Annotated in this window: 22 protein-coding genes and 4 pseudogenes; 19 read left to right on the plus strand and 7 right to left on the minus strand. The window is 37.5% G+C overall.

Annotated elements, in window-relative coordinates:
• Positions 1–73: 73 nt before the first annotated feature.
• The 4 genes from H8Z82_RS13935 (at position 74) to H8Z82_RS13950 (ending at position 2,911) form a co-directional block, all read left to right on the plus strand.
• Entirely contained in the window at positions 74–580 is a 507-nt protein-coding gene (locus H8Z82_RS13935) for a hypothetical protein (RefSeq protein ID WP_186995437.1), read from the plus strand.
• Positions 581–587: 7 nt separating this feature from the next.
• Positions 588–1,061, plus strand: a complete 474-nt coding sequence (locus H8Z82_RS13940) for a hypothetical protein (RefSeq protein WP_186995438.1) — start codon at positions 588–590, stop codon at positions 1,059–1,061.
• A gap of 991 nt (positions 1,062–2,052) precedes the next feature.
• A complete protein-coding gene (locus H8Z82_RS13945) occupies positions 2,053–2,469 on the plus strand; it encodes a YjdF family protein (RefSeq protein WP_019160999.1) in 417 nt (138 codons plus the stop codon).
• A 61-nt stretch (positions 2,470–2,530) separates the two neighbouring features.
• Positions 2,531–2,911: a DUF4825 domain-containing protein gene (locus H8Z82_RS13950; RefSeq protein ID WP_019161000.1), complete on the plus strand. Its 381-nt coding sequence runs from the start codon at positions 2,531–2,533 to the stop codon at positions 2,909–2,911.
• A gap of 306 nt (positions 2,912–3,217) precedes the next feature.
• Here the strand turns inward: H8Z82_RS13950 and H8Z82_RS17395 are convergent, their stop codons facing one another.
• Positions 3,218–4,066 carry a hypothetical protein gene (locus tag H8Z82_RS17395; protein ID WP_243176485.1) on the minus strand — a complete coding sequence of 283 codons (849 nt, stop codon included), beginning with the start codon at positions 4,064–4,066 and terminating at the stop codon, positions 3,218–3,220.
• A gap of 205 nt (positions 4,067–4,271) precedes the next feature.
• Between H8Z82_RS17395 and H8Z82_RS13960 the strand changes: the two genes are divergently transcribed.
• The 7 genes from H8Z82_RS13960 (at position 4,272) to rhuM (ending at position 7,566) form a co-directional block, all read left to right on the plus strand.
• The gene (locus tag H8Z82_RS13960) at positions 4,272–4,439 is read left to right on the plus strand and encodes a hypothetical protein (RefSeq protein ID WP_330607981.1); all 168 of its coding nucleotides are present in this window, start codon (positions 4,272–4,274) and stop codon (positions 4,437–4,439) included.
• Complete coding sequence (locus tag H8Z82_RS13965) at positions 4,402–4,734, plus strand: hypothetical protein (RefSeq protein ID WP_207724684.1); 333 nt, start codon at positions 4,402–4,404, stop codon at positions 4,732–4,734. The genes H8Z82_RS13960 and H8Z82_RS13965 overlap by 38 nt, the downstream gene beginning before the upstream one ends.
• Positions 4,735–5,002: 268 nt before the next feature.
• Positions 5,003–5,137: a hypothetical protein gene (locus H8Z82_RS17600; RefSeq protein WP_019161003.1), complete on the plus strand. Its 135-nt coding sequence runs from the start codon at positions 5,003–5,005 to the stop codon at positions 5,135–5,137.
• Positions 5,138–5,176: 39 nt separating this feature from the next.
• The gene (locus H8Z82_RS13970) at positions 5,177–5,677 is read left to right on the plus strand and encodes a nitroreductase family protein (protein WP_008705768.1); all 501 of its coding nucleotides are present in this window, start codon (positions 5,177–5,179) and stop codon (positions 5,675–5,677) included.
• Between the two features lie 56 nt (positions 5,678–5,733).
• On the plus strand, positions 5,734–6,294 hold the full coding sequence (locus tag H8Z82_RS13975; RefSeq protein ID WP_008705766.1) for an NUDIX hydrolase: 561 nt from the start codon (positions 5,734–5,736) through the stop codon (positions 6,292–6,294).
• 108 nt (positions 6,295–6,402) lie between these two features.
• The gene (locus H8Z82_RS13980; protein ID WP_147612016.1) at positions 6,403–6,597 is read left to right on the plus strand and encodes a hypothetical protein; all 195 of its coding nucleotides are present in this window, start codon (positions 6,403–6,405) and stop codon (positions 6,595–6,597) included.
• A gap of 33 nt (positions 6,598–6,630) precedes the next feature.
• A complete protein-coding gene (gene rhuM, locus H8Z82_RS13985; protein WP_186995440.1) occupies positions 6,631–7,566 on the plus strand; it encodes a RhuM family protein in 936 nt (311 codons plus the stop codon).
• 270 nt (positions 7,567–7,836) lie between these two features.
• Here the strand turns inward: rhuM and H8Z82_RS13990 are convergent.
• From H8Z82_RS13990 to H8Z82_RS14005, 4 genes and pseudogenes are all read right to left on the minus strand, one after another.
• Positions 7,837–9,036, minus strand: a pseudogene (locus H8Z82_RS13990) (MobA/MobL family protein); the annotation flags it as partial.
• A 154-nt stretch (positions 9,037–9,190) separates the two neighbouring features.
• A pseudogene (locus H8Z82_RS13995) lies at positions 9,191–10,047 on the minus strand (ATP-binding protein).
• Positions 10,044–10,760, minus strand: a complete 717-nt coding sequence (locus H8Z82_RS14000) for a replication initiator protein A (RefSeq protein ID WP_186995441.1) — start codon at positions 10,758–10,760, stop codon at positions 10,044–10,046. The pseudogene H8Z82_RS13995 and the gene H8Z82_RS14000 overlap by 4 nt, the downstream one beginning before the upstream one ends.
• Positions 10,761–10,784: 24 nt before the next feature.
• Positions 10,785–11,168: an adenylate cyclase gene (locus H8Z82_RS14005; protein ID WP_117549567.1), complete on the minus strand. Its 384-nt coding sequence runs from the start codon at positions 11,166–11,168 to the stop codon at positions 10,785–10,787.
• A gap of 257 nt (positions 11,169–11,425) precedes the next feature.
• On the opposite strand from H8Z82_RS14005, the pseudogene H8Z82_RS14010 reads away from it, so the two are divergent.
• From H8Z82_RS14010 to H8Z82_RS14030, 5 genes and pseudogenes are all read left to right on the plus strand, one after another.
• Positions 11,426–12,137, plus strand: a pseudogene (locus tag H8Z82_RS14010) (M15 family metallopeptidase).
• Positions 12,138–12,214: 77 nt separating this feature from the next.
• Positions 12,215–12,754 carry an RNA polymerase sigma factor gene (locus H8Z82_RS14015; protein ID WP_186995442.1) on the plus strand — a complete coding sequence of 180 codons (540 nt, stop codon included), beginning with the start codon at positions 12,215–12,217 and terminating at the stop codon, positions 12,752–12,754.
• The gene (locus H8Z82_RS14020) at positions 12,741–13,508 is read left to right on the plus strand and encodes a hypothetical protein (protein WP_243176486.1); all 768 of its coding nucleotides are present in this window, start codon (positions 12,741–12,743) and stop codon (positions 13,506–13,508) included. The genes H8Z82_RS14015 and H8Z82_RS14020 overlap by 14 nt, the downstream gene beginning before the upstream one ends.
• The gene (locus H8Z82_RS14025) at positions 13,505–14,389 is read left to right on the plus strand and encodes an ABC transporter ATP-binding protein (RefSeq protein ID WP_005338319.1); all 885 of its coding nucleotides are present in this window, start codon (positions 13,505–13,507) and stop codon (positions 14,387–14,389) included. The genes H8Z82_RS14020 and H8Z82_RS14025 overlap by 4 nt, the downstream gene beginning before the upstream one ends.
• Positions 14,382–15,572, plus strand: a complete 1,191-nt coding sequence (locus H8Z82_RS14030) for an ABC-2 family transporter permease (protein ID WP_186995443.1) — start codon at positions 14,382–14,384, stop codon at positions 15,570–15,572. The genes H8Z82_RS14025 and H8Z82_RS14030 overlap by 8 nt, the downstream gene beginning before the upstream one ends.
• 55 nt (positions 15,573–15,627) lie before the next feature.
• Here the strand turns inward: H8Z82_RS14030 and H8Z82_RS14035 are convergent.
• Together H8Z82_RS14035 and H8Z82_RS14040 are read right to left on the minus strand one after the other, a co-directional pair.
• Positions 15,628–16,302: pseudogene (locus H8Z82_RS14035) on the minus strand (IS91 family transposase); the annotation flags it as partial.
• Positions 16,299–17,147: a tyrosine-type recombinase/integrase gene (locus H8Z82_RS14040; RefSeq protein ID WP_186995444.1), complete on the minus strand. Its 849-nt coding sequence runs from the start codon at positions 17,145–17,147 to the stop codon at positions 16,299–16,301. The pseudogene H8Z82_RS14035 and the gene H8Z82_RS14040, both read right to left, overlap by 4 nt.
• 482 nt (positions 17,148–17,629) lie before the next feature.
• Here H8Z82_RS14040 and H8Z82_RS14045 point away from each other — a divergent pair, with 482 nt between their 5' ends.
• From H8Z82_RS14045 to H8Z82_RS14055, 3 genes are all read left to right on the plus strand, one after another.
• Positions 17,630–17,947, plus strand: a complete 318-nt coding sequence (locus tag H8Z82_RS14045; protein WP_186995445.1) for a hypothetical protein — start codon at positions 17,630–17,632, stop codon at positions 17,945–17,947.
• Entirely contained in the window at positions 17,925–19,268 is a 1,344-nt protein-coding gene (locus H8Z82_RS14050) for a hypothetical protein (protein ID WP_207724685.1), read from the plus strand. Before H8Z82_RS14045 ends, H8Z82_RS14050 begins: the two co-directional genes overlap by 23 nt.
• A 201-nt stretch (positions 19,269–19,469) precedes the next feature.
• Positions 19,470–20,645: hypothetical protein (locus H8Z82_RS14055; protein ID WP_186995447.1), on the plus strand; the 1,176-nt coding region annotated here is incomplete at its 3' end.

Here is a 20,645-nt window from a genome sequence, read left to right on the forward strand (position 1 = left end):
CTTTCTGAACTTTGGGTATAGCGTATAAAACATTAGCTGGCGTCAGCAATATGTTCATAAGGAGGAACTTTATATGGAGCGTTTTCGACAGCGATATGGGATCGCTCTGACGAAAAAGAAATTGCAGGAGATCATCTTGATGCTAATGGCCTGGGAAGCGGTGTTTGCCTTTTCCTATCTGGGATACATTGAGCTTCCGGCCATTTCCACCACCACGTTGCACATTCTGGTGATTGTGGCGGCTATGATACTGGGGGCACAGGGGAGTGTGCCGGTGGTATGCGTTTTTGCGGTCACGTCCATGTGGAACGGCACCTACAGCCTGTCCCAGCTCGACCGGATATTTTCTCCCTTTGCCAGCGGAATGCCCCTTGGCTCCATAATGCTGGCATTTGCCCGCGTGCTGTTTGCGGCGGGAGCCGGTTGGCTCTTTGACCTTTATTTTCGGAAGCCTCGCAGGTATGTCTATCTGGGCATTGCGGGGATTGCGGCTACCAGCACCTTTCTTCATGGGCTGTGCGTTTTTGCCGCGTTATATTGCAGCTTCCCTATGCTGCGGCATCCATTGGGTTCTGACTAGGAAGTCGATGAAAAACAGATTGTCGCAGCTATGCGACTGTCCTCCGGCAATGGAAGAGTCCGGAAACCGGAAGCAGCTGATCTATTCAGAAACCGTTGCGGTAGTGGTGGGCATTCTGTGCATCCTGTTTCTGCGAAAGGCCATCTTCAAGGAGCTGTACCTGCAAGGCATAGATGTCAGCGAAAGCCTGCACCAAAATATCACCGCCTTTTTGCTGCAAACGCTGGTGGCTCTGTTGGCGCTCTTTAGTGTTGTCAGCGTTCTGATCCAATGGATTGCGGCGGCCTGGTCCGGGACGAAGGTGGGGACGCTGAGTATTTCCTCCGGGTGCGCCTTTGCCGGCGACCATCCGGATTTTTCCGTAGAGCAGCTTACCAAGGCAGCAGATTTGTCCATGTATGCCCAGAAACAGGAATATTACCGGGCAAAGAAACTGTCTTCCGGCACACCCGTCCCTAGTGGGAACGGGGAGCGTTCATAAAAAGAAAAGGGATTTCTGCCATCCGGACAATCAGTTGCCGGGAGCAGAAATCCCTTTTTTCGTACCCGGCGAGGGCACGTTCTCTACTCGATTACTGTCCGATGTGGCAATTCAATCAAAAAAAGCAGTGCGGCCATAACATGCCACCGAAAATTGCGGCTGCTTATAGGAGAAAAACGATGGGGTTGCAGAACGAACGCTGAGATGAAAGGGGATATATTGCTGGTTACCGGGGGAATGCTTTTATTTGGTGCATGGTTTTGTTTCTTTGCAAAAGACATATGACCAACATATTATGATGCCAACAAGATAAATTATGTTTCACAGGGAATTTTTAGAATACATCTAGTTGGTTTATCTTTTAACAATGGAAATTGGATATACATCTGCACAACTTTAAAAATATGGACACTTGCAACGGTTGTTCTATATCCTCTTGCAGGTATTATAATAATCAATTGTTTCAATATAGCTTTATGGGATATTTTGAATAAAATTTTCTTAATTATGATATTAGGTGGTATGGTAATTTCGATTTACATTATCGGGAAAAAATACGAATAATTAAATTACCTGTTATCGTTGTGGATAGTACTAATTTACAACATTCTTCATGGGAAATATGGAATGATGCAGAAGAGGTTGTGTTAAGAGAATTAGTGTACATTTAAAACGTGGAAAGCTCCTTCGAGGCTTTTTGCTGATTATAAAGAAAGTATATAGAAAATGCATTAATCATATGGTATGATTTGAACAAAAGATAGAATCTTATGAAGTAAGAAGAATATTTTTGAGGAACGCAACTTAGAAGTTTCTGAATTAAGTTAATCGTGCCATATGGCTTGATTATAAAAGCAAAGATAAAAACGCAACGTACATCTTTGATGTGCCAGAGCCGGTAGGTAGCCCGGCCGTCCTATATAAATAGGGTAAGTAACCTGCCCCTCCGGGTTGTCCATTCTTTGTTCAATCAATTTTAGGAGGGATTCTTATGGACAAAGTAAATGGAAAGCTGACAGTATTTTTTGAGGAGCCGTTTTGGGTGGGGATCTTTGAACGCATCGAAGATGGTAAACTATCTGCGGCAAAGGTAACATTTGGTGCAGAGCCAAAAGATTGTGAAGTACAGGAATATATTCAAAAGTGGTACTTCAGTTTGAAATTCAGTCCGGTTGTTGAAACTGTTGTAAAGGATATCAAAAGAAATCCGAAACGGATGCAGCGGGAAGCAAAGAAGCAGATGCTGGAAATAGGCATTGGTACAAAATCGCAACAGGCGTTGAAATTACAGCAGGAACAGAACAAGCAGGAACGCAAAGAGAAAAGCCGCAAGAGAAAAGAGGCAGAAGAGCAGCGAATGTTTGAACTGAAACGGCGCAAGAAAAGAGAAAAGCATAAGGGACATTAAAGTCCCTTGGGCTTTTACTCAAATCGAAAAGTGTTGAATAAAGATTTCGGGAGGTGTTTCTATGAAGAAAAAAGTACTTGCAATTATGTTAGTTGCCGTATCAATCATGTTGATTTCAGCGTGCGGAAAAAAAGAAAAATTGTACGAAATTCCTGATTTATCGCAGTATAAGACAGATTATGTAGGAGATTCTTCAAATGTTATAAATATTGTAAGCGGTCAAGAGTATCCAGAGGGATACTCATATGACAGTATAGAGATACAGTCTGAAACAGAGCCTTATGGATTAACAGTTTTTCTAAAAGATGAGCCGTCGGCAGTCAAACTTGAAGATGAATTGCAGGTTAATGCAGATATGACATTTGACTTGATTGGTAATTTGGGAACAATTGATTATAAAACAGCAGATAGCAAAGAAATTATTGTATCATATGAACGGTGATATATTTTTAGTCAACTTTTAGACAATTTGAAAAGCAGAATATAAAAAGGCGTATGGAAGTTTTAAATCCATACGCTTTTTTGAAAAAAACTCATTTTTGAACAAGAGATTTGTAAGAACATATTATCTATTCAAAGACGGTTACAATTCCATATCATGTGAAGATCGAATCAAAATGTCACTTGGTGGAATGAGCCCACTTGAGTATAGACGTAGTCTAGGAATAGCAACTTAGTCCAAGAAAACGTCCGCACCCCCGACTGGGAGACAGCTTTATATTCATATGCGGAAAGATAATTAATGATATCATCCTGCATATCTAACTTCCATAAATTGTCTTTCGTTATCAGCAATCGGTGGATTTTCCAGCGCTTTAATCCAGTAGATTTCTCCATCGCATTCTAACTGAATATACATCTTTCCGCTTATGAGTGCACATTTAATGATTTTCGTTAATGATCCGGTTTTCAGTGTCGTGTTTACCGCAGTAGCGCCTGGTCTGGCATATGCCGGAAGATCACTGTTTACTGTGAAATATCGGCTGCTTCCGTCTGTGGAATATATTTCTTTATAGGATCCATATCTGCTTGTCGGAACAAATTTTCCATTGACATATTTGTAGGTGAAATTAATTGCATTGATACCAAGAGAATAAGAAACGATGCTCTCTGTAATTACAATCTTATTTCCATTTAAGTTGGTAACTTCGCCTATGCGATGGTTTCCGTATCCTGCCATAATTTCAGTGAAATCAAGGGCCTTTCTGAACTTTCCGTTTGTGTATTTTAATAATGCACATACAGGTCCGTCACCATTATCGGCTGGTGCATAGAGATATAAAAACGGCTGTCCGTTTTTCAATGTATAAATATTTGCTATAACATTATAAAAACGTGTATTTTTTAATCTGTAAACTGTTTTTCCATTAACCGATACAGTAAGTGACGTATATGCTTCATCGTCGGTTTGATTGGCTGCTCTGATTCTGATTTTATCTTTCATTCCATCACCGGTAACATCATATGCTGCGTATGTCCGATTTGCTTTTAATATGCCCCCATTTGCCGTTGCTTTTACGGGTCTGGAAAAAATAATTACAAAACCAATTGCCAGAAACATGGTAAGCACAGAAATAAAACTAATTCTTTTTCTCATAAAACATGCCCCCTTTCGTGTAGGAATTGCTATAATTTTTATATTTTTATTGTATCATTGTATATGTGCAAATTGTATTTTTGAGTTACAAAATCCTAAGATAATTTTATGAGAACCAATCCTCTTCCCGATGCATCTAATTAGTGTAAAAGTAAAAAGTAAACACGTGTAGTAATCCGGCTGGACAAAAGGAGAAGACTAAGTTATGACAAAAGATGTATTTATTAAGGAGGTTCGGGATGCAGAAGCCATGCTGTATCATATATCAAAGTCCATTCTGAAGAATGATTCTGATTGTGGGGATGCTGTACAGGAAACAATTCTTAATGAAAAAAATGAAAGTAACGCCCCTTTTATGGTCATTATATCTTGATTATGATGAAGCTATGAAGGTGTATGAAGATGAAAAAAACAAGTTTGAGTACACAGGTACGGACTATGGCATGGATCTTTATGCCAGAACTAGTATTGACCAGGTGCGTTATAAAGATGGAACGGTTTTAACACTTGATAGGACCATGGGAGGCATCGCTGGCGGTGGAGAAAAACAGGATAAGGAAAATGGTGTCATGATCATCAGAAACAGCTTCCCGCAACTGGTTGATGTAGACAACCTGCAGGCGGTACATTTTGGGAACATTGACCAGTGGCTTGAAGTGAGGGAGTAAAACTTTTTTCTGCGATATAGAAAAATCTTCCCATAATTAGATACAGCTTACAGGGACTATTTGATACTCGGAAGGGTATTACGCCCACAGGGAGATGCGGTGAGTTCGCGCCGGGGACTTAATGATACCGGCGACATTTTAGACATTCGGAAGGATGTCACGGCTGACAGCCAGCATAAAACCGCTTTTTAAGACTATGAGCACTGGATAACAAAAAAAGTTGTCCGGTGCTGTTTTTTATATTATAGTGATGAATGGGAAAAGATAGATGGGAAAACAACAGGATAGAGAGAAAATCGTGCAGGAAATTAAAGTAGCTGCCGATCTGTACAGGAAGCTACCCTTCTGTAAAATACCGGAAGAGCTGAAAAAATTGAGGCTTTATAAAATATACATGCTATAATAGGATCAACTGAATGATTCGTAAAGGAGACGAAAAGTTATGAACAGTATTTTTCACAGAATCAGTGTAAGAAAATATGAAGACAAACCAGTAGAAAAGGAAAAAATCATGGAAATCCTGAAGGCGGGAATGCAGGCGCCAAGTGCATGTAACCAGCAGCCTTGGGAATTTTATGTGGTAACAGACAAAGAAAAAATCCAGAAATTGTCCAAAGTAACACCATACACCGGCTGTGCAGCAGGGGCACCTGCAGTGATCGTACCGGTCTATCATACAGAAGGACTTGTTGCACCATCTTTTGCACAGATTGACATGTCCATTGCCCAAGAAAATATCTGGCTGGAAACAGATACTCTTGGTCTGGGCGGGGTATGGTTTGGCATTGCTCCGGTAGAAGAACGCATGGAAGAAGTTCACAGACTTCTGGGTCTTCCGGAAAATGTAAAAGTTTTTTCCATGTTTGCACTGGGTTATCCGGCAGAGACAAGACCGCAGCAGGACCGGTTTGATCCAGAAAGAATTCACTTCATCGAAAAATAAAGAACTGACAGAGACATGACTGTTTGAAATTTTTACAAATAAAGAAGGAAAAATAGATGGAATTATTTGACGTTATAGACAGCAAAGGTAATCCTGCCGGACAGATTGTATCAAGGGAAAAAGCCCATGCAGAAGGAATTCCCCACAGAACAGCTCACATATGGATTATTCGGAAAAAAGAGGGCAGAGTGCAGATTCTTTTACAGAAACGCTCACAAAACAAGGATTCTTTTCCGGGAAAATTTGATACTTCCTCGGCAGGACACATCCAGGCAGGAGACGAACCACTGGAATCTGCACTTCGGGAACTGAAAGAAGAACTGGGAATCAGCGCAACACCGGAACAGCTGCACTTTGCCGGAACCTTCCCCATATCTTTCGCAAAAGAATTTCATGGAAAAATGTTTCGGGATGAAGAAATTGCTTTTGTCTACATCTATCAGGAGCCTGTGAATACAGCGGAACTTGTTCTTCAGACAGAAGAAGTAGAGGAAGTTCAGTGGTTTGATCTGGAAGAAGTATATGAACAGTGTGGAAAACGCAGGGAGATATTCTGTGTGCCCGAAGGGGGCCTGGGAGTGGTGCGGAGTTATCTGAAAAGCATTGAAAAGAATTAGGCTGAAAGAAAACGCCCTGGAGCACGTTTATTACTCATAATGAAAGTAGAACAAAGTAGAGTGCAATAATTTGATAATATTGTAGTGGGTATACATATGAAATTATTTATGAATAAGAATGAGAAATATGAAGAGCCTGAGGTTCACATGTTTTTTCATAAACAAACGAAAGAAGTAGAGCAGGTTGAGAAGTTTGTAAGATCTCTTTCTATTACCGTTCCGGTTCAATATGAGGATGAAATCTATAAATTATATCCGTTGGTCTGGATTCCAGAGCTACTGTGGATCTGGATGCTACCATAAAAGGCACTAATGTTAGAGTAGGAGAAATTTATTATGAAAAATGAATTGATTTTGTTTGAAACGGCAGATAAGGAGATAAAACTTAATGTGTCTGTTAAAGATAGCACTGTATGGCTTAACAGAAATCAGTTAGCTGAGTTATTTGAAAGAGACGTGAAGACGATTGGTAAACATATTAATAATGCATTGAAAGAAGAGTTGGATAATTCAGTTGTCGCAAAATTTGCGACAACTGCTTTAGACGGTAAAATTTACCAGGTAGAGCATTATAATCTGGATATGATTATTTCTGTTGGATATAGGGTAAAATCTAATCGAGGGGTGGAATTTCGTAAATGGGCGAACAAAGTCCTTAAACAATATATTATCCAGGGATATGCAATTAATGAAAAGAGATTGGAGGCATTGCAGCGTACAGTAAGTATACAAACTAAAATGTTGGCATCAACCCTGGAAGTAGAGGAAATAGATGTGTTGAAAGCAGTTAATTTGTATACAGAGGCTTTAATGCTATTAGATCAATATGACCATCAATCGCTAAATAAGCCAGAGGGAAGTAAACCAATTTATAGGATAACATATGAAGAATGTCGTAGGATGGTAGAGGCTATGGAAGATACATTTCATTCTGATGTTTTTGGCATTGAAAAAGAAGAAGGAAAAGTTGAGGGGATTTTAGCTGCAGTTTACCAGAGCGTTTTTGGAGGAGATGTTTATCCCTCGTTGGAGGAAAAAGCTGCTAACTTATTATATTTTATGATAAAAGATCATCCTTATGCCGATGGATGTAAGAGAATTGCTGCTTCATTGTTTTTGGAATTTTTAAATAAAAATAATTTTTTATATAAGGATGGAACAAAGCGAATAAGCGATGGAGCGATGGTTGCTATTACGTTGATGATTGCAGAGTCTAATCCATCGGAAAAGGATATTATGGTTAATTTGGTAATGAATTTATTAACAATATAGGATAATAGCAAAAATTCCAGGACATGGCTATCATATTCTGGCAGAGGTAACGGGAAAAGAATCTGCCATATGAAATCAAATGCCCTGCCTTGTTGATATGTGGCACAAAGGATCATGCATAAGGTATAACAGAGAATGGCATCGAAAAACGAAAATTCCTTTCAAATATTTTTATGACAGGCAACTTAAAGTTATTTGAATTGAAAAAATTTTGGATTGCCGAATGAGTCTCAGATGATCTGTCGAATCTGTTCCTTTGCAACTGCCATAAAAAAATTTTTTCTTAGATTGAGCAGGCTGATTTCGCCGTATTTCCCGTTTCCTCTGATATTCCAGTTCCCATGCACGATGGGAGAAGACATCCGAATCTTCCACATTGAGATAATCCACCTCATTGGCGGCAATATCACGGCGGTGATAGTCATAATACTTACCAAAAGTACCTTTGAGCTGCTCGATTAGTTTATCCCGGAAATCAGGACGTATCTGGATTCTGGTGTCCAGCAATTCTGTATACTGTTCAGGTTCAGGACGAAATTTTTCTTCCCGGAAAGCGGCGGCATCTTTTTCAAGCTGTTTTTTGAGCGAGATGTCCTGAGAATCAAGGATATCAAGATTGTTATTCATCTGGTCATATTTCTTGGATAGATTTGTCATATCTTTATCGGTAGAGCATTTTGCCTGGAAGATTAGCTGCTCTTTCCTTGATTTCAGTTCTTCAATTTCTTCGGTAACAGTGGTAAGCTGCTGATTCAATTTTATATGCTGAATGGGATTCAAAATACTGGTTTTCTCTTTTTTTACATTCAGCTCTTTCCGTTCTGTAACTTTAGCTTTGAGTTTCTTTTTAACGGTGTTGTATTTATTCAGTATTGGATTAAAATGATTCATCCAGTCATGGATCACTTCTTTTTGCATCTCATTGTGGAGCAAATGATATTGTGTAAAAATCATGTGATTTCGGATTGCTTCCAATGTTTCTGCAATTATCGGAACAGACTTTTCTACAGCTTCAGCCAGTTTTGCTACCTTTGCTTTTAAGTCTCGGAGCATTTTGTTATCCGCACGAATCTGACGGTTAATTTCACAGCGGTCTGCTATCATGCCTTTCTTTTCCATATTCTGGGCAATGTAGCCTTCATGGATGGTTGGCTGTTCGGTGATTCCCTGATCTGCAAAGCTGCGGTGATCAATGGTAGCATTTATCTGATTACGTGCAAGCATTTTATTTACGGCATCTGCCCAGTTTGCCCGCCAGATACAAAGTTGTTCATCACTGTTCCATTGTTGGGAAATAGGATTCTGTCTGCCATATCGGCTGCTCTTGGGGTGTTTATCAATCCGTTCATATCCTTTTTCCTGTGCAACAGAGGAAGTCAGATATTCTTTCTTTTTCCCAACTTTATAGCGATATTGCTTTTCCCATCCCTGTTTCTGAGCAGTTTTAAATTCAGAAGCAGTAAATCCTTTTTATGCCCGTATCCGGGCAGTTTTGGTTTTAAAATCTTTTGGTTTGGTACTATGGTTTTAGATAACTGACAGTGGCATATTTCTGGTAATAAATGAGGAAAGAGAGTAGTACCACTGTCAGTGAAAAATAATCATTGCGTTATACTTCTTCGAGTCAATTCTGGTTCGGAGCATGATTGTTCAACAGAATTCTTTTTGCCAGTTTTAAATTAGCTGTTGCGTTGTCCTGACGAATATTCCGGTTATTGATACGGACAGGAATACATCTCTCCAGAATACGGTCATAAATTCGTTTATGTGCAATATCAGCGGCGTTATTCAGCTCTGATAAAGTGAGATTGGTCGTTATGATCAGGGGCTTTTTACTGCGGTAACGACTGTCAATCACATTAAATACCTGTTCCAGTGCAAAGTCAGAGTTTCGCTCAATTCCGAGATCATCAATAATCAGAAGACTGTAGCGGTTTAAGCTGTTGATGAACTGGTTTCTGTCTTCAAAATGCATTCCGGTAAGGGTATTCAGAATCCGGGAAAAGTTGGTCATCAGTACAGGAACGCCTTTTTCCAGAAGGGCATTGGCAATGCAACCTGCAAAAAAGATTTTCCAGTACCGACATCACCCCAGATGAGAAGTCCGGAAGCGTTTGCTTTCATCTCTTCCCAATTGCTTACATAATTGTGTGCCAGTTTTATTTCCGGATTGATGCCGTTATCCCTGGCAAAAGTGTAGTCATAGAGTGCTTTGTCCTGTAAGCCGCTGGTTTTAAGATGCTCTATTTCCATTTGTTTTTCATGAAGTTTTCTCTGGGCCTCTTCCTGCTCAAAGATTTCCTGCTGGCATTTACAGCGGATGGAAGGAATAAGAACCTTTTCCTGTAATTCATGCCGGCATTGTCTTGGCGTATTGCATTTGGAACAGTAGATCAGGTGGTCTGTTTCGTTAAAATATTCATCAGGCTGAATCTCTCTGTTTGGTGTTATAGCGGTTGCTTTTTCTGTAAATTTTGTCATAATGTTTCGTATTCCTCACTTTCGTAATTTCTTTGCCGGGAAGCAGGATGATCCTGGCTTGCCCAGCTGATGATGGTAGCTGCATGGTTCTGGTATTGCTTTCCGGTAGAAGCCATATAACCGGATAAGCGTTCAATATAATCCTGCCAGTCAGGGATTGTCTGCCGGATATCTTCAAGCTCTTTTTCTGACAGAAAAACATTTTGAAATTTTCCATAGGGTGAGAGTGGATCCTTACTCCCTCTTTTTTCTAAATTGTTCTTTTTTATCTCTTTCTTATTACCAGACAGTTTTCTGTCTGTATCAGGGAAAGAATCCTGTCTGTCAATAGGACAGTTTTCTGTCTGTCTTAGGGAAAGAAATCTGTCTGTATAGTGGATGGTTTCTTTTGGGAGTTTTACATAAATCCGATTAGGCTGTCCGGGTCCCTGCCGTTTTCGGAAGATAAGCTCCTGTTTTTCCAGTACTGCCAGAGCAGTTTTAACAGTCATCTGGCTTTTGTGGAGAACTTCTGCCAGTGCTTCAATCGTAAAGTAAATGAACACATGACCATCTGTATCTGACCAGCCCTCATTTTTCTGGGAAAGCCTTGCCCGGTCGAGCAGGATAATATAAAGCATTTTGGCAGTTTCGTTTATTTCCATGTCCAGAAGGAAACGGGGAAACATCATATAAGATGGCAGGTTGGTGTCTGCTGTCAGAAAGTCAGTCATGTGTTCACCTCCAATCAAAAGGGTTTATTCTCCAAGAAAATCCCAGTCTACATCACTATCTGGCTGTGAATTTTCAGGTGCTGGAAAGGACGCCCTGATTTGGGGCTCCCTTTGCACCATGCCTGCAGTCAGTCCAGAAAGAAAAAGTGGCAATGCCTGTTTCAGACTGTTTTCCACTGCATCTACAATCTGTTTCACAAAAAGTTCTTCCCGTTCTCTTGTTTCCAGATAAGGATCAGCCTGTGTGCGGTAGTAGCGGTCAAAATAATCTACCAGTGCAAGAGAGATTACCTGACTGTAAGATTTAAAATCCTGCCTGTCCATCGTCTGTAAATATTCCCAGGCTCTCCGCTGCTGTTCTTTGTCCAGATTAAAGCGCAGGTTTGTGTTGCGGATATTGTTCTGCATGGTTTATCCCCTCCTTTTTTCGTATTGATTGATTCAGCAGGTCGTACCGGTGTGGTACAGTTTTGCTGTGAGATAAGCATACGAAAATCGGAGGAAAAAGGCATTGAGGGGAAATTGAGCTGGAATTGAGAAAAAATAAACTTTTTATTGATAAATAAGTTTAGATACTAACTCTTTTGTTGTTTTGGTTGTTAATTATATTAAAAGTAGAAATATTTTGATAATGAAAATGTGGGAGAGAAAATGAACAAAAGAAGATACAGCAATCGCAGAAGAAAGAATATTTTACGTGTATTCATTCTTTTAATGACTATCATAATAACCGTTGTAATGTGGAGAACAATAAAAATCGATGTGCAGGTTGGAGAATTAACATTACCGAAAATTTTGCAGTCAGAAAAGTCCTTTGCAGACACTTCGGGTGAATGGAATCTTATTTTGGTCAATCGAAATCATTATATTCCAAATAATTATCAAGTAGAATTGACAGAATTATCGAATGGTAAAAAAGTAGATTCACGGATTTATCCAGAATTACAACAAATGTTTAATGATGCAAGAGCTGAGGGGCTGGCACTGTTTGTTAGAGAAGGATATCGAACAACAGAAGAACAACAAAAAATTATGGACGAGAAAATCAATGAATATGAAAAACAAGGATATTCTGCGAAAGAAGCAAAAAAAAGAGCCGAGAAATATGTTGCAATTCCCGATACAAGCGAACACCAATTAGGACTGAGTGTTGATATTAATGCGGATACCGACAAATGTTCTTCTGAAAAAGTATATCAATGGTTAGACGAAAATGCATATAAATATGGGTTTGTAAAACGTTACCCGGAAGATAAAACGGATATAACAGGAATTAGTAATGAACCATGGCATTACCGTTATGTTGGAACGACTGTCGCTAAAATAATGAAAGAAGAAAATTTATGTTTGGAAGAATATTTAGAAAAATATAAATAAAAACAAAAAAGAATCCTAACTTTTTTTATAGTAGGATTGTTATATTATATAGAAAACAGAGGGAGGCAAATTTGCGAATGGAATACAAAACTGATTCTTTGTTAGTACATCTAGCAAGAGCAGGAGATGAAGATGCGTGTGAAAAACTGGTCAAAAAATATTACTCAAGTATATATCAATATTGTTTGCTACATATCAATGATCCCTATGAGGCAGAGGATTTGACACAAGAAGTGTTTACACGTTTCTTTTCCAATTTATATAGATATAAAGAATATGGAAAAGTTAAGAATTATCTTTATACAATTGCCGGAAATACTGTTAAAAATTATTACAAAAAGAAAAAAGATATTCCATCAGAGGAACTGCTAAAATCAGGGGACTGTAGTAAAAATCATGTAGAAGAGCTAGGAGTCCGATTAACTATTGAACAGGCAGTGAGAAAGTTACCGGAAGAAATTAGAGAAACGGCAGTTTTATATTTTTTTCAAGAATTGAAACAAAGAGAAATTGCAGAATTACTTCACATAAAACTTTCGCTTGTAAAATATCGAATTGGAAGAGCAAAAGAACTTTTGATGAAAGAGTTGGAGGTGAAAAACTATGATGAAATATAAGCAACAAATAAAGGAATATAAAGAGGAGATTGAAAAAAAATATGTAAGGATTGAAGCAGAAAACAGAACAGTAAAAGCATGTCAGAATATTTTGTCAGAGTCAATTTTATCGAAACAATCGCATAGAACATCTTATTTTGAATTTTTGTATGAGCAGACAAAATTCATAAAAAAAAGATGGTGGATTTTACAAGGTTGTATTCTTATGTGTCTATGGATATGGTTGAGTAATTATACGTCAGACATAAAAGATATGATGAGGATTATGGGAATATCTGCCACAATATTTGTGGTTCTGATTGTCCCGGAAATTTGGAAAAACAGAAGAAATGGTGCGATTGAAATTGAGCAGGCGTCTTATTACACACTGCGTCAGATTTGTACAGCAAGAATGTTAATGTTTGGAGTAGTGGATCTGGTGATTGTTATGGCGTTTTTGGCAATTACATATCAAACAACAATACTCTCGTTAAGTGATTTGGTGGTTAATTTTTTACTTCCGGTAAATGTTTCATGTTGTATATGTTTTCGTGTGTTGTACAGCAGATGGGAAAAATCAGAATATATAGCAGTGCTTTCCTGTCTGGTATGGGTTGGTTTATGGATGATGATTGTTGCAAATGATGTTATTTATCAGAAAATTGTAACTCCGGTATGGGTGGCTATGCTGATATTGACTTTTGTATATTTTATTTTTTGTGTTCAGAAGTCATTGGTATTTGATGAAAAAAATTTTGGAGGATTACACGTATGAAATTAGAATTTAAAAATGTAACAAAACAATACGGAGAAGTAAATGCTGTTAATAAAGTGAATTGTGTTATGGAAAAAGGAATTTATGGACTGCTTGGAGTAAATGGAGCAGGAAAGACCACATTAATGCGTATGCTTTGTACGATTGTTCAACCATCAGAAGGACAAATATTATGGAATGGTAAAGATATATGGAAACTAGGAGGTGAATACCGAGAAGTTCTGGGATATTTACCACAGGATTTTGGATATTATCCAGATTTGACCGTGTATGATTATATGATGTACATTTCTTCTATAAAAGGGTTAAAAATGCCGTTTGCCAGAAAAAAAGTGAAGCAATTATTAAATCAAGTAGGAATGGAAAAATTTAGTAAAAGAAAAATGAAGAATTTGTCTGGAGGAATGGTTAGACGTGTAGGAATAGCACAGGCGATGTTAAACGATCCGCAAATTCTTGTCCTGGACGAACCTACCGCTGGATTAGACCCGAATGAAAGAATACGTTTTCGTAATTTAATTAGTGAATTGTCGGAAGAACGTTTGGTGCTCTTGTCTACACATATTGTATCGGATATTGAGTACATTGCGAATAACATTATGTTAATGAAAGATGGAGAACTTTTTTATGCAGGTACTGCGGAAGATTTAGTATCTTCTATGAAAGAAAAGGTATGGCAATGTAATGTTTCGAGAAGTATGATAGACAAATATATGAATGAATATTTGGTTGGAAATATAAAAACAACAAAAACCGGAGCAGAGCTTAGAATTATTTCAATAGAAAAGCCAACAGAAGATGCTGTGGCTGTAGAAAAAAATCTGGAAGATGCATTTCTATTTTATTTTGGAGAAAAATCGGAGGAAAAACAAGATGCTTAAATTAGAATTAAAACGAATTTTTTCAAAGAAAATTAATGTATTTGCAATCGGATTGGCATTGATACTTGCTGTCATTTTTAGCGGATTTGCAGTTACAAGTAATCGCTATGTGGATGAGAATGGAAATGCTAGTACTGGAATTATGGCAACAAGAAAACTTACAGATAACAGACGAGCATGGAAAGGTACATTGACAGAAGATGAACTTGGAAAAGTTATAGAACAAAATAAAAATGCGGTGACACAATCCTCAGAAGAAAATGCAATTTACGGAACGACATTGCAACCGATAGATGATATTAGGAGTTTTATAATATCGGTATTAACACCGGATGCAGAATATGATGAAAGTGTTCTGAATCAAATTACAGAAGAAAATATACAAGAGTTCTATGACACTTATCATAAAAATATGGAAAAGATGGCAGAAGAATATGGAAAGACTTCTGTTCAGAAAAAATACTTGGAAAAGAAATATAATGAAATAAAATTACCAGTAGAATACGAATCTTATAGTTCGTGGGATACTATGATTATGTATGTAGAAACGTATTCCATTATTCTGGCAATCATAGTTGGTTTTATTTGTGCTGGAATATTTGCAGATGATTTTCAGACAAAAGCAGATGCAGTATTTTTCTCTACAAAGTATGGACGTACAAAAGCTGTTAAAACAAAAATACTGGCAGGAATAGCTACGACAGTTATGATTTATTGTATGGGAATTATATTACTTAGTGTGATTTGTTTTGGAGTTATGGGAACCAGTGGTATGAATACACCCTATCAAATGTATCAGGCATATAGTATTTACATTATGTCATATGGACAATACTATTTGTTGACAGTTGTATGTGGATTTATAGCCAGTATGCTGGCGGCTTCAGTGTCTATGTTAGTAGCGGCTAAAATGCATACAATTAGTGTCGCTGTTTGCATTCCGTTCTTTTTATATTGCTTATTGCCATTTATAGGACGGGCACTTTCTGGGTATACAACGCTTTTCAATTTGGTACCAACAATTTTGACAAATGTACAGGCAAGTGTAAAAGTCCCACTTATTTATCAGATTGGGAATTGTGTATTTCGACAAATTCCGCTTGTAATGGTAATGTATACAGTGATGGCAATAGCCTTACTGCTTTTTATTTATAAGAGTTTTCGCAGATACGGAAATAAGTAAAAATTGTATTCATACTCATGAAAAACAAAGTATTTTCTGGAAAATCAAAGCATAATTTAAAGACCGGATAGATTTTTTCCAAGGCAGCTGAGCCATGAAATTCAAGTTTGTCATTTTCCCAAAGTTGCCTAAGTTCAGCCATGTATTTTCCACGAAACGTTTTTGAGATTATCTTAATCGGAAGGAAAAAATCTTTCCCGTTGTCTTTCCAATGATTTTTCACATCCAGCCCTCCACCAAGAACAATCGCATGGATATGAGGATGAAAATTCATGGTACTTCCCCATGTATGAAGGATACAGATATAGCCGATATCAGTCCCAAGATATTTACAATCAGCAGCAAGTTCACTGAGAGTATCTGAAGCCGCATGATAAAGAGCAGTGTATAAGACTTTCTGGTTGCTGTAGATAATGGGATTAAGTTCTTCCGGAACTGTAAAAACCACATGGAAATAAGGAGCATCTAAGATATCCTCACGCCGTGCATCTACCCATTTTTCTTTTGGAAACTCCTGACACATAGGACAGCACCTGTCACGGCAGGAGTTATAGTGGACTGATATGCAGCCGCAGTCCTCGCATACGCTTACATTCACACCAAAGGCGCCGGTTTTGCAATTCATGATGTGGTAAGCGGCTTTTCTCTGAGCGGGAGAAATACTATGTGTGGATTCAAAAGATGAATAAAAACGATGAAAAACATCCTGAATCGTACAATCCTTACTCATGATTCACCACCTTCCGGGTTGTCGAACGGGCTGCGGATTCCCAGAATTGTCTTGTTGCTCACATGAAGGTAAACATCTGTAGAGCGAGGATCAACATGTCCCAGAAGTGACTGGATATATTTTATATCTGTGCCACTTTCGAATAAGTGGCTGGCAAAACTATGACGGCACGCATGAGAGGAAACATGACGGTTAATGCCGGCGAGTTTAGCACTTTTCTTAAAGAACTGGTTAACACTGGCTATATCAAGATATCCACCGGACCAGGAACTTGGGAAAAGGATATCTTTGGGACGACCACATTTGTACAAATACTCTGTGAGAAGGTCTAAATTCTTTTGAGACAGAATTGTATACCTGTCAATTCTTCCTTTGGTTTCACGAACATGAATTGTCATGTTGGTACGTGAAATGTCATCATAATGAAGATGAACAACCTCCGATACACGTAATCCGGAAGAATACATAGTTGCAATAATCGCTTTATGTTTCAGATTCGGAGTGGCGTCAATGATTGCATTTATTTCATCGCGGGACAGAACGGCAGGAAGATTGCGCTCTCTTTTCATAGCTGGAACAGTGTCATCATCCCAGACAGTCTTCAGCACCTTTTTATATAAGAACTTTATTGCAGACCGATAGTGATTGTGAGTTTCAGGAGACCTTCCTTCCAGACGTTTGGCAGTAAGAAAACTTTCCGCATCTTCAAGTGTAAGATCAGAAACATTTTTTCCGATCCAACGAAGGAAGTAACTGACATCAGAGCAATACAGTTGAATAGTTCTTTCACGCAGGTTACGTTTTTCCGCTTCATTGCGGATAGATTCAAAAATATCGTTATACATAATAAAACCTCCAAAATAAGTAGTGTTAATAATTACATCTACCTATTCGGAGGTGCATTAGCGTCATAATTCCGATTGCGGAAGAGACTGGAAAATGTTATTCTTATCATAGGCAGTGGAGCTTTCTTAGTTCAGTTGTTTCGTGTGGTAACTTAACAATAACGGATTATGAAAAGTAATTCCTCTGCTTTTTAATAAAAATAAAACTGCACTACAGCCTTGGCAGGCCATCGCGCAGCGATTTTGTTCAATCGGTATTTGAGGAGGGCTATGATGGAATGATTTACTGTGCAATTATTCTTTCAATTTTATTCCTGCTTAGTGGGATTATGAGTAGTTCAGTGTTATTGATTATTGCATCAGTATTATTTGCACCAAGTCATATTGTAACTTCATATAGAAATGCAAAATGAGATTTGCAACTTGGTATTTGTAAGTTAAAAATAGATGAAAATGTTTTATTGTGCAAAGGAGTGTGTAATATGAGCGAAAATTTTAATAGTCATATTGCCTGTGAAGGTACGGATAATGATATTAATTGGGTTTGCAAAGTCTGTAAAGATTTGCCGAATTATGCGGGAATGTACTTGTATCAACGAGAAAGAGAAAAAAATCAGTTGAAAAACGTAAAGGATCGATGTGCTGATTTAATACTGATGAAATATTATTATGCCTTGCTGCACCTGTTGGACAAGATACATGAGCTTCATGAATGTCCTAATCCGGAAAATGATGTACCAAAATACGCAGACCGGAAATGCTCAACACCAGAATGTTTTGTTTATTATCGATATATATAATACTTATGCGAGCATTTTGATGACAGAAAAGGGACTTAATCAGATTAATCTAAGATGTGATATTTGTTCTGTTTTACCTTATACTATTTTTAGTGACTTAGAAATGATTGCTAAAAATATGCATAGTGATGATATGGAGAAAACACAAAAATTAGAGATAGAAGCAGTAATCGCAGATTATTATTTAGAAGCGGTTGGTTTTTGTGAACAGTGGGATGAGTGTCCGAGCGGAGTGGACTGGTTGGAATTGATAAAAAGTGTTCAGTTGTTAAGGAAATATCTGGAAAAAAAAGATCGTAAGGAACTTCAAATTAGTCTGAACGAATGGAACAGAGTACGGTCTATCGACAACATTCTGAACACTGAAATAAAAACAACTTGTAGAGACTTTCAGACGAAGAACATTCCGTTATGTGTATTGGAAAAGAAAACGCTTGTGTATATGGATTTTGGCGTTTATCAACTATATGAGAGTAATGAAGTTTTCCACACACAACTGTATAATTATGCCGAAATGGATGAAATTCAATTTGTGTATAGTCCTACTCATATGGAGGAAGTATGTAGGATGGACAATTCTATATTTGAGGGCAAACGGCGAGATAATATTTCAAAAATTTGTAGCAACTGCGAAGTCCTTCCGGTTCGGGACGGATGTCTCAAAATTCTCACAGAACCTGTAGAAGTGTGCTTTGACCGTGCGAAAAAACTTCAGGTTTTGAATCAGTATGCTGAAGAGTCAGAATGCGCTACATTTGAGACTCTAGAGGAAAAAACGTGTGGATTACTCAGATGGGACGAAAAAGAGGTGGAAACACACAGAAAGGAAATTTCTTTGTTAACATCTACACAGTTATTTGATCCGAAGAATGAGATGATTGATAACGAAAGCATTAATAGGGTATTTTACGAGATTTGTGGTTCTCGTTTTCCAGTTGAGGACTTTAAGGATTATTGTAAAAAGGAAAGAACCTTTTCCGAGATTAGAGAAGCGGTTCGGCTTCTTTTTATACTAATGAATGCATTAGGCTATCACAGAAATAAAATTGAGAAGCGCACAAAGTTTACATATAAAGCTTTTTATCCTACTTATGATCGTGAGTTTTACAGAACCATTAGAAGTGGTTTTTATGATGTTGATCATATCTGTTATGCGTCAAAATGTAACTATTTTGTTACCTGTGATTATGCATTGTCATCGCAGGCGATGGAAATTTATCGTTATCTTGGATGCAAAACCAATGTCATCTATTGTGAAAAGAAAGCACCTGATCCTTCCTTACCTTTGGCAGTGTTATGTAAGAAAACAGCTACTCCATAAAACTTTTGTGATACTATATCGGTTCGTTCATTGTAATCATATGTGGAAAGTATTGCTTTCTTACTTCAAAAAATTCGTTCTAAGAGAGAAATAAATTCCAGTTGTAAAAACGAATGCAATTCATATTTAATAGATTATAAGGAATTCCGTATGGAAAAACATGCTAAGAAGAACATTATTTGATGAGAAAAGGTGAGGTATATGGAGAGACAGCAAGAGTATGAATTAAGAAAGAAAATTGCAGATGCTATACAAAATGATGTCGACAGAGTATTTTCTGAAAAATTACAGTTATTTAATCATGATTTCTATTATGAGATTCTTTTTCCACTTATCGTGTTAGAAATGAACTATAAAATGAAATCTGAAGAATCTTTAGCTGCGGGATTGGGTGATTCTAATGAATATCTCATTTTAGTAAATCCTCTTCGAGAAGCTATATATTGGTACATACATAGGGTGCTCATATCCGATAGGAAGATTTTGTTTTCAAAGAAAAGGTATGTTCCTAGTTTAGGTGAAGAATATTCATTTGTTGAGTATGTATTACAATTGCACGACGAATTTAAGCGGGGAGAGCAAATAAGAGAAATACGTGATTGCGCTTCAAAGGTAATGATAAAACCTGAAGATGATAATACATATGGTTTCTATTTTCCTGTTATTTCAGAAAAATATCATAAAGAATTATTATATTATTATGGTTTAGATGATACTTTGAATTTTGAGGTAGAAAAAGAAATATTTGTTGAATGTGAGAAATACTTGCATGATAAAATCAATGTGAAAGAGTTAATAAAACATCCTCAGAAGATTTATATTTTTTATAATATACTAAATAGAATGGCAAATGTTATTGATACTAAATATTTCGAGTTGTGTAAGAAACGTGTAATGTCAGACTTAAATAAGATATCGTCGTCTTCACTTAGAAGCTTAGATGATAATACGAATAAAGTGATTATTGGGAGCAAAGATGAGTTGGCCACATTTTTGGCATTGCTTTATTATCTGAGTAGGCTTTGTATGCAGAAGTATATGTTGGCTTCGTCGACTATGGTGGGTGAATTGGAATATGTATGTCAGTATGATCTCGTCAAAATATTAGCATTAGGGAGGCAAATAGGAATCTCGAGAGATTCTGTAATGAGTTATATAGATTATTTTTCGATGGATGTTAACGTGACAAGTGGAAATTTTACTGAATTTCCCCTGTTAAAATTTAAGAATAAAATTATCTGGATACCAAGCTCCATAGTATTGAATGATTTTCAATTCTCGATAGTAAATGGACATTACTACAAAGGAATACGTTTCGAGAATAAGGATGAGACGGTTTCTCAGTCAATAATTGATTATATTGTTAATCATGTGAAT

The organism is Blautia difficilis (genome assembly GCF_014297245.1).
Taxonomy (GTDB): domain Bacteria; phylum Bacillota; class Clostridia; order Lachnospirales; family Lachnospiraceae; genus Blautia_A; species Blautia_A difficilis.

Excerpts from the sequence above, each read along its gene's own strand:
- H8Z82_RS13975 (WP_008705766.1), top strand. The coding sequence starts at position 5,734 with ATGGAATTATTTGACGTTATAGACAGCAAAGGTAATCCTGCCGGACAG.
- H8Z82_RS14020 (WP_243176486.1), top strand. The coding sequence starts at position 12,741 with ATGATGAAATATAAGCAACAAATAAAGGAATATAAAGAGGAGATTGAA.
- H8Z82_RS14040 (WP_186995444.1), bottom strand. The coding sequence starts at position 17,147 with ATGTATAACGATATTTTTGAATCTATCCGCAATGAAGCGGAAAAACGT.
- H8Z82_RS13970 (WP_008705768.1), top strand. The coding sequence starts at position 5,177 with ATGAACAGTATTTTTCACAGAATCAGTGTAAGAAAATATGAAGACAAA.
- H8Z82_RS14045 (WP_186995445.1), top strand. The coding sequence starts at position 17,630 with ATGAGCGAAAATTTTAATAGTCATATTGCCTGTGAAGGTACGGATAAT.
- H8Z82_RS14005 (WP_117549567.1), bottom strand. The coding sequence starts at position 11,168 with ATGCAGAACAATATCCGCAACACAAACCTGCGCTTTAATCTGGACAAA.
- H8Z82_RS13935 (WP_186995437.1), top strand. The coding sequence starts at position 74 with ATGGAGCGTTTTCGACAGCGATATGGGATCGCTCTGACGAAAAAGAAA.
- H8Z82_RS13980 (WP_147612016.1), top strand. The coding sequence starts at position 6,403 with ATGAATAAGAATGAGAAATATGAAGAGCCTGAGGTTCACATGTTTTTT.
- H8Z82_RS17600 (WP_019161003.1), top strand. The coding sequence starts at position 5,003 with ATGGGAAAACAACAGGATAGAGAGAAAATCGTGCAGGAAATTAAAGTA.
- H8Z82_RS13950 (WP_019161000.1), top strand. The coding sequence starts at position 2,531 with ATGAAGAAAAAAGTACTTGCAATTATGTTAGTTGCCGTATCAATCATG.
- H8Z82_RS13945 (WP_019160999.1), top strand. The coding sequence starts at position 2,053 with ATGGACAAAGTAAATGGAAAGCTGACAGTATTTTTTGAGGAGCCGTTT.
- rhuM (WP_186995440.1), top strand. The coding sequence starts at position 6,631 with ATGAAAAATGAATTGATTTTGTTTGAAACGGCAGATAAGGAGATAAAA.
- H8Z82_RS14025 (WP_005338319.1), top strand. The coding sequence starts at position 13,505 with ATGAAATTAGAATTTAAAAATGTAACAAAACAATACGGAGAAGTAAAT.
- H8Z82_RS14030 (WP_186995443.1), top strand. The coding sequence starts at position 14,382 with ATGCTTAAATTAGAATTAAAACGAATTTTTTCAAAGAAAATTAATGTA.
- H8Z82_RS17395 (WP_243176485.1), bottom strand. The coding sequence starts at position 4,066 with ATGAGAAAAAGAATTAGTTTTATTTCTGTGCTTACCATGTTTCTGGCA.
- H8Z82_RS13940 (WP_186995438.1), top strand. The coding sequence starts at position 588 with ATGAAAAACAGATTGTCGCAGCTATGCGACTGTCCTCCGGCAATGGAA.
- H8Z82_RS14015 (WP_186995442.1), top strand. The coding sequence starts at position 12,215 with ATGGAATACAAAACTGATTCTTTGTTAGTACATCTAGCAAGAGCAGGA.
- H8Z82_RS13965 (WP_207724684.1), top strand. The coding sequence starts at position 4,402 with ATGAAAGTAACGCCCCTTTTATGGTCATTATATCTTGATTATGATGAA.
- H8Z82_RS14000 (WP_186995441.1), bottom strand. The coding sequence starts at position 10,760 with ATGACTGACTTTCTGACAGCAGACACCAACCTGCCATCTTATATGATG.
- H8Z82_RS13960 (WP_330607981.1), top strand. The coding sequence starts at position 4,272 with ATGACAAAAGATGTATTTATTAAGGAGGTTCGGGATGCAGAAGCCATG.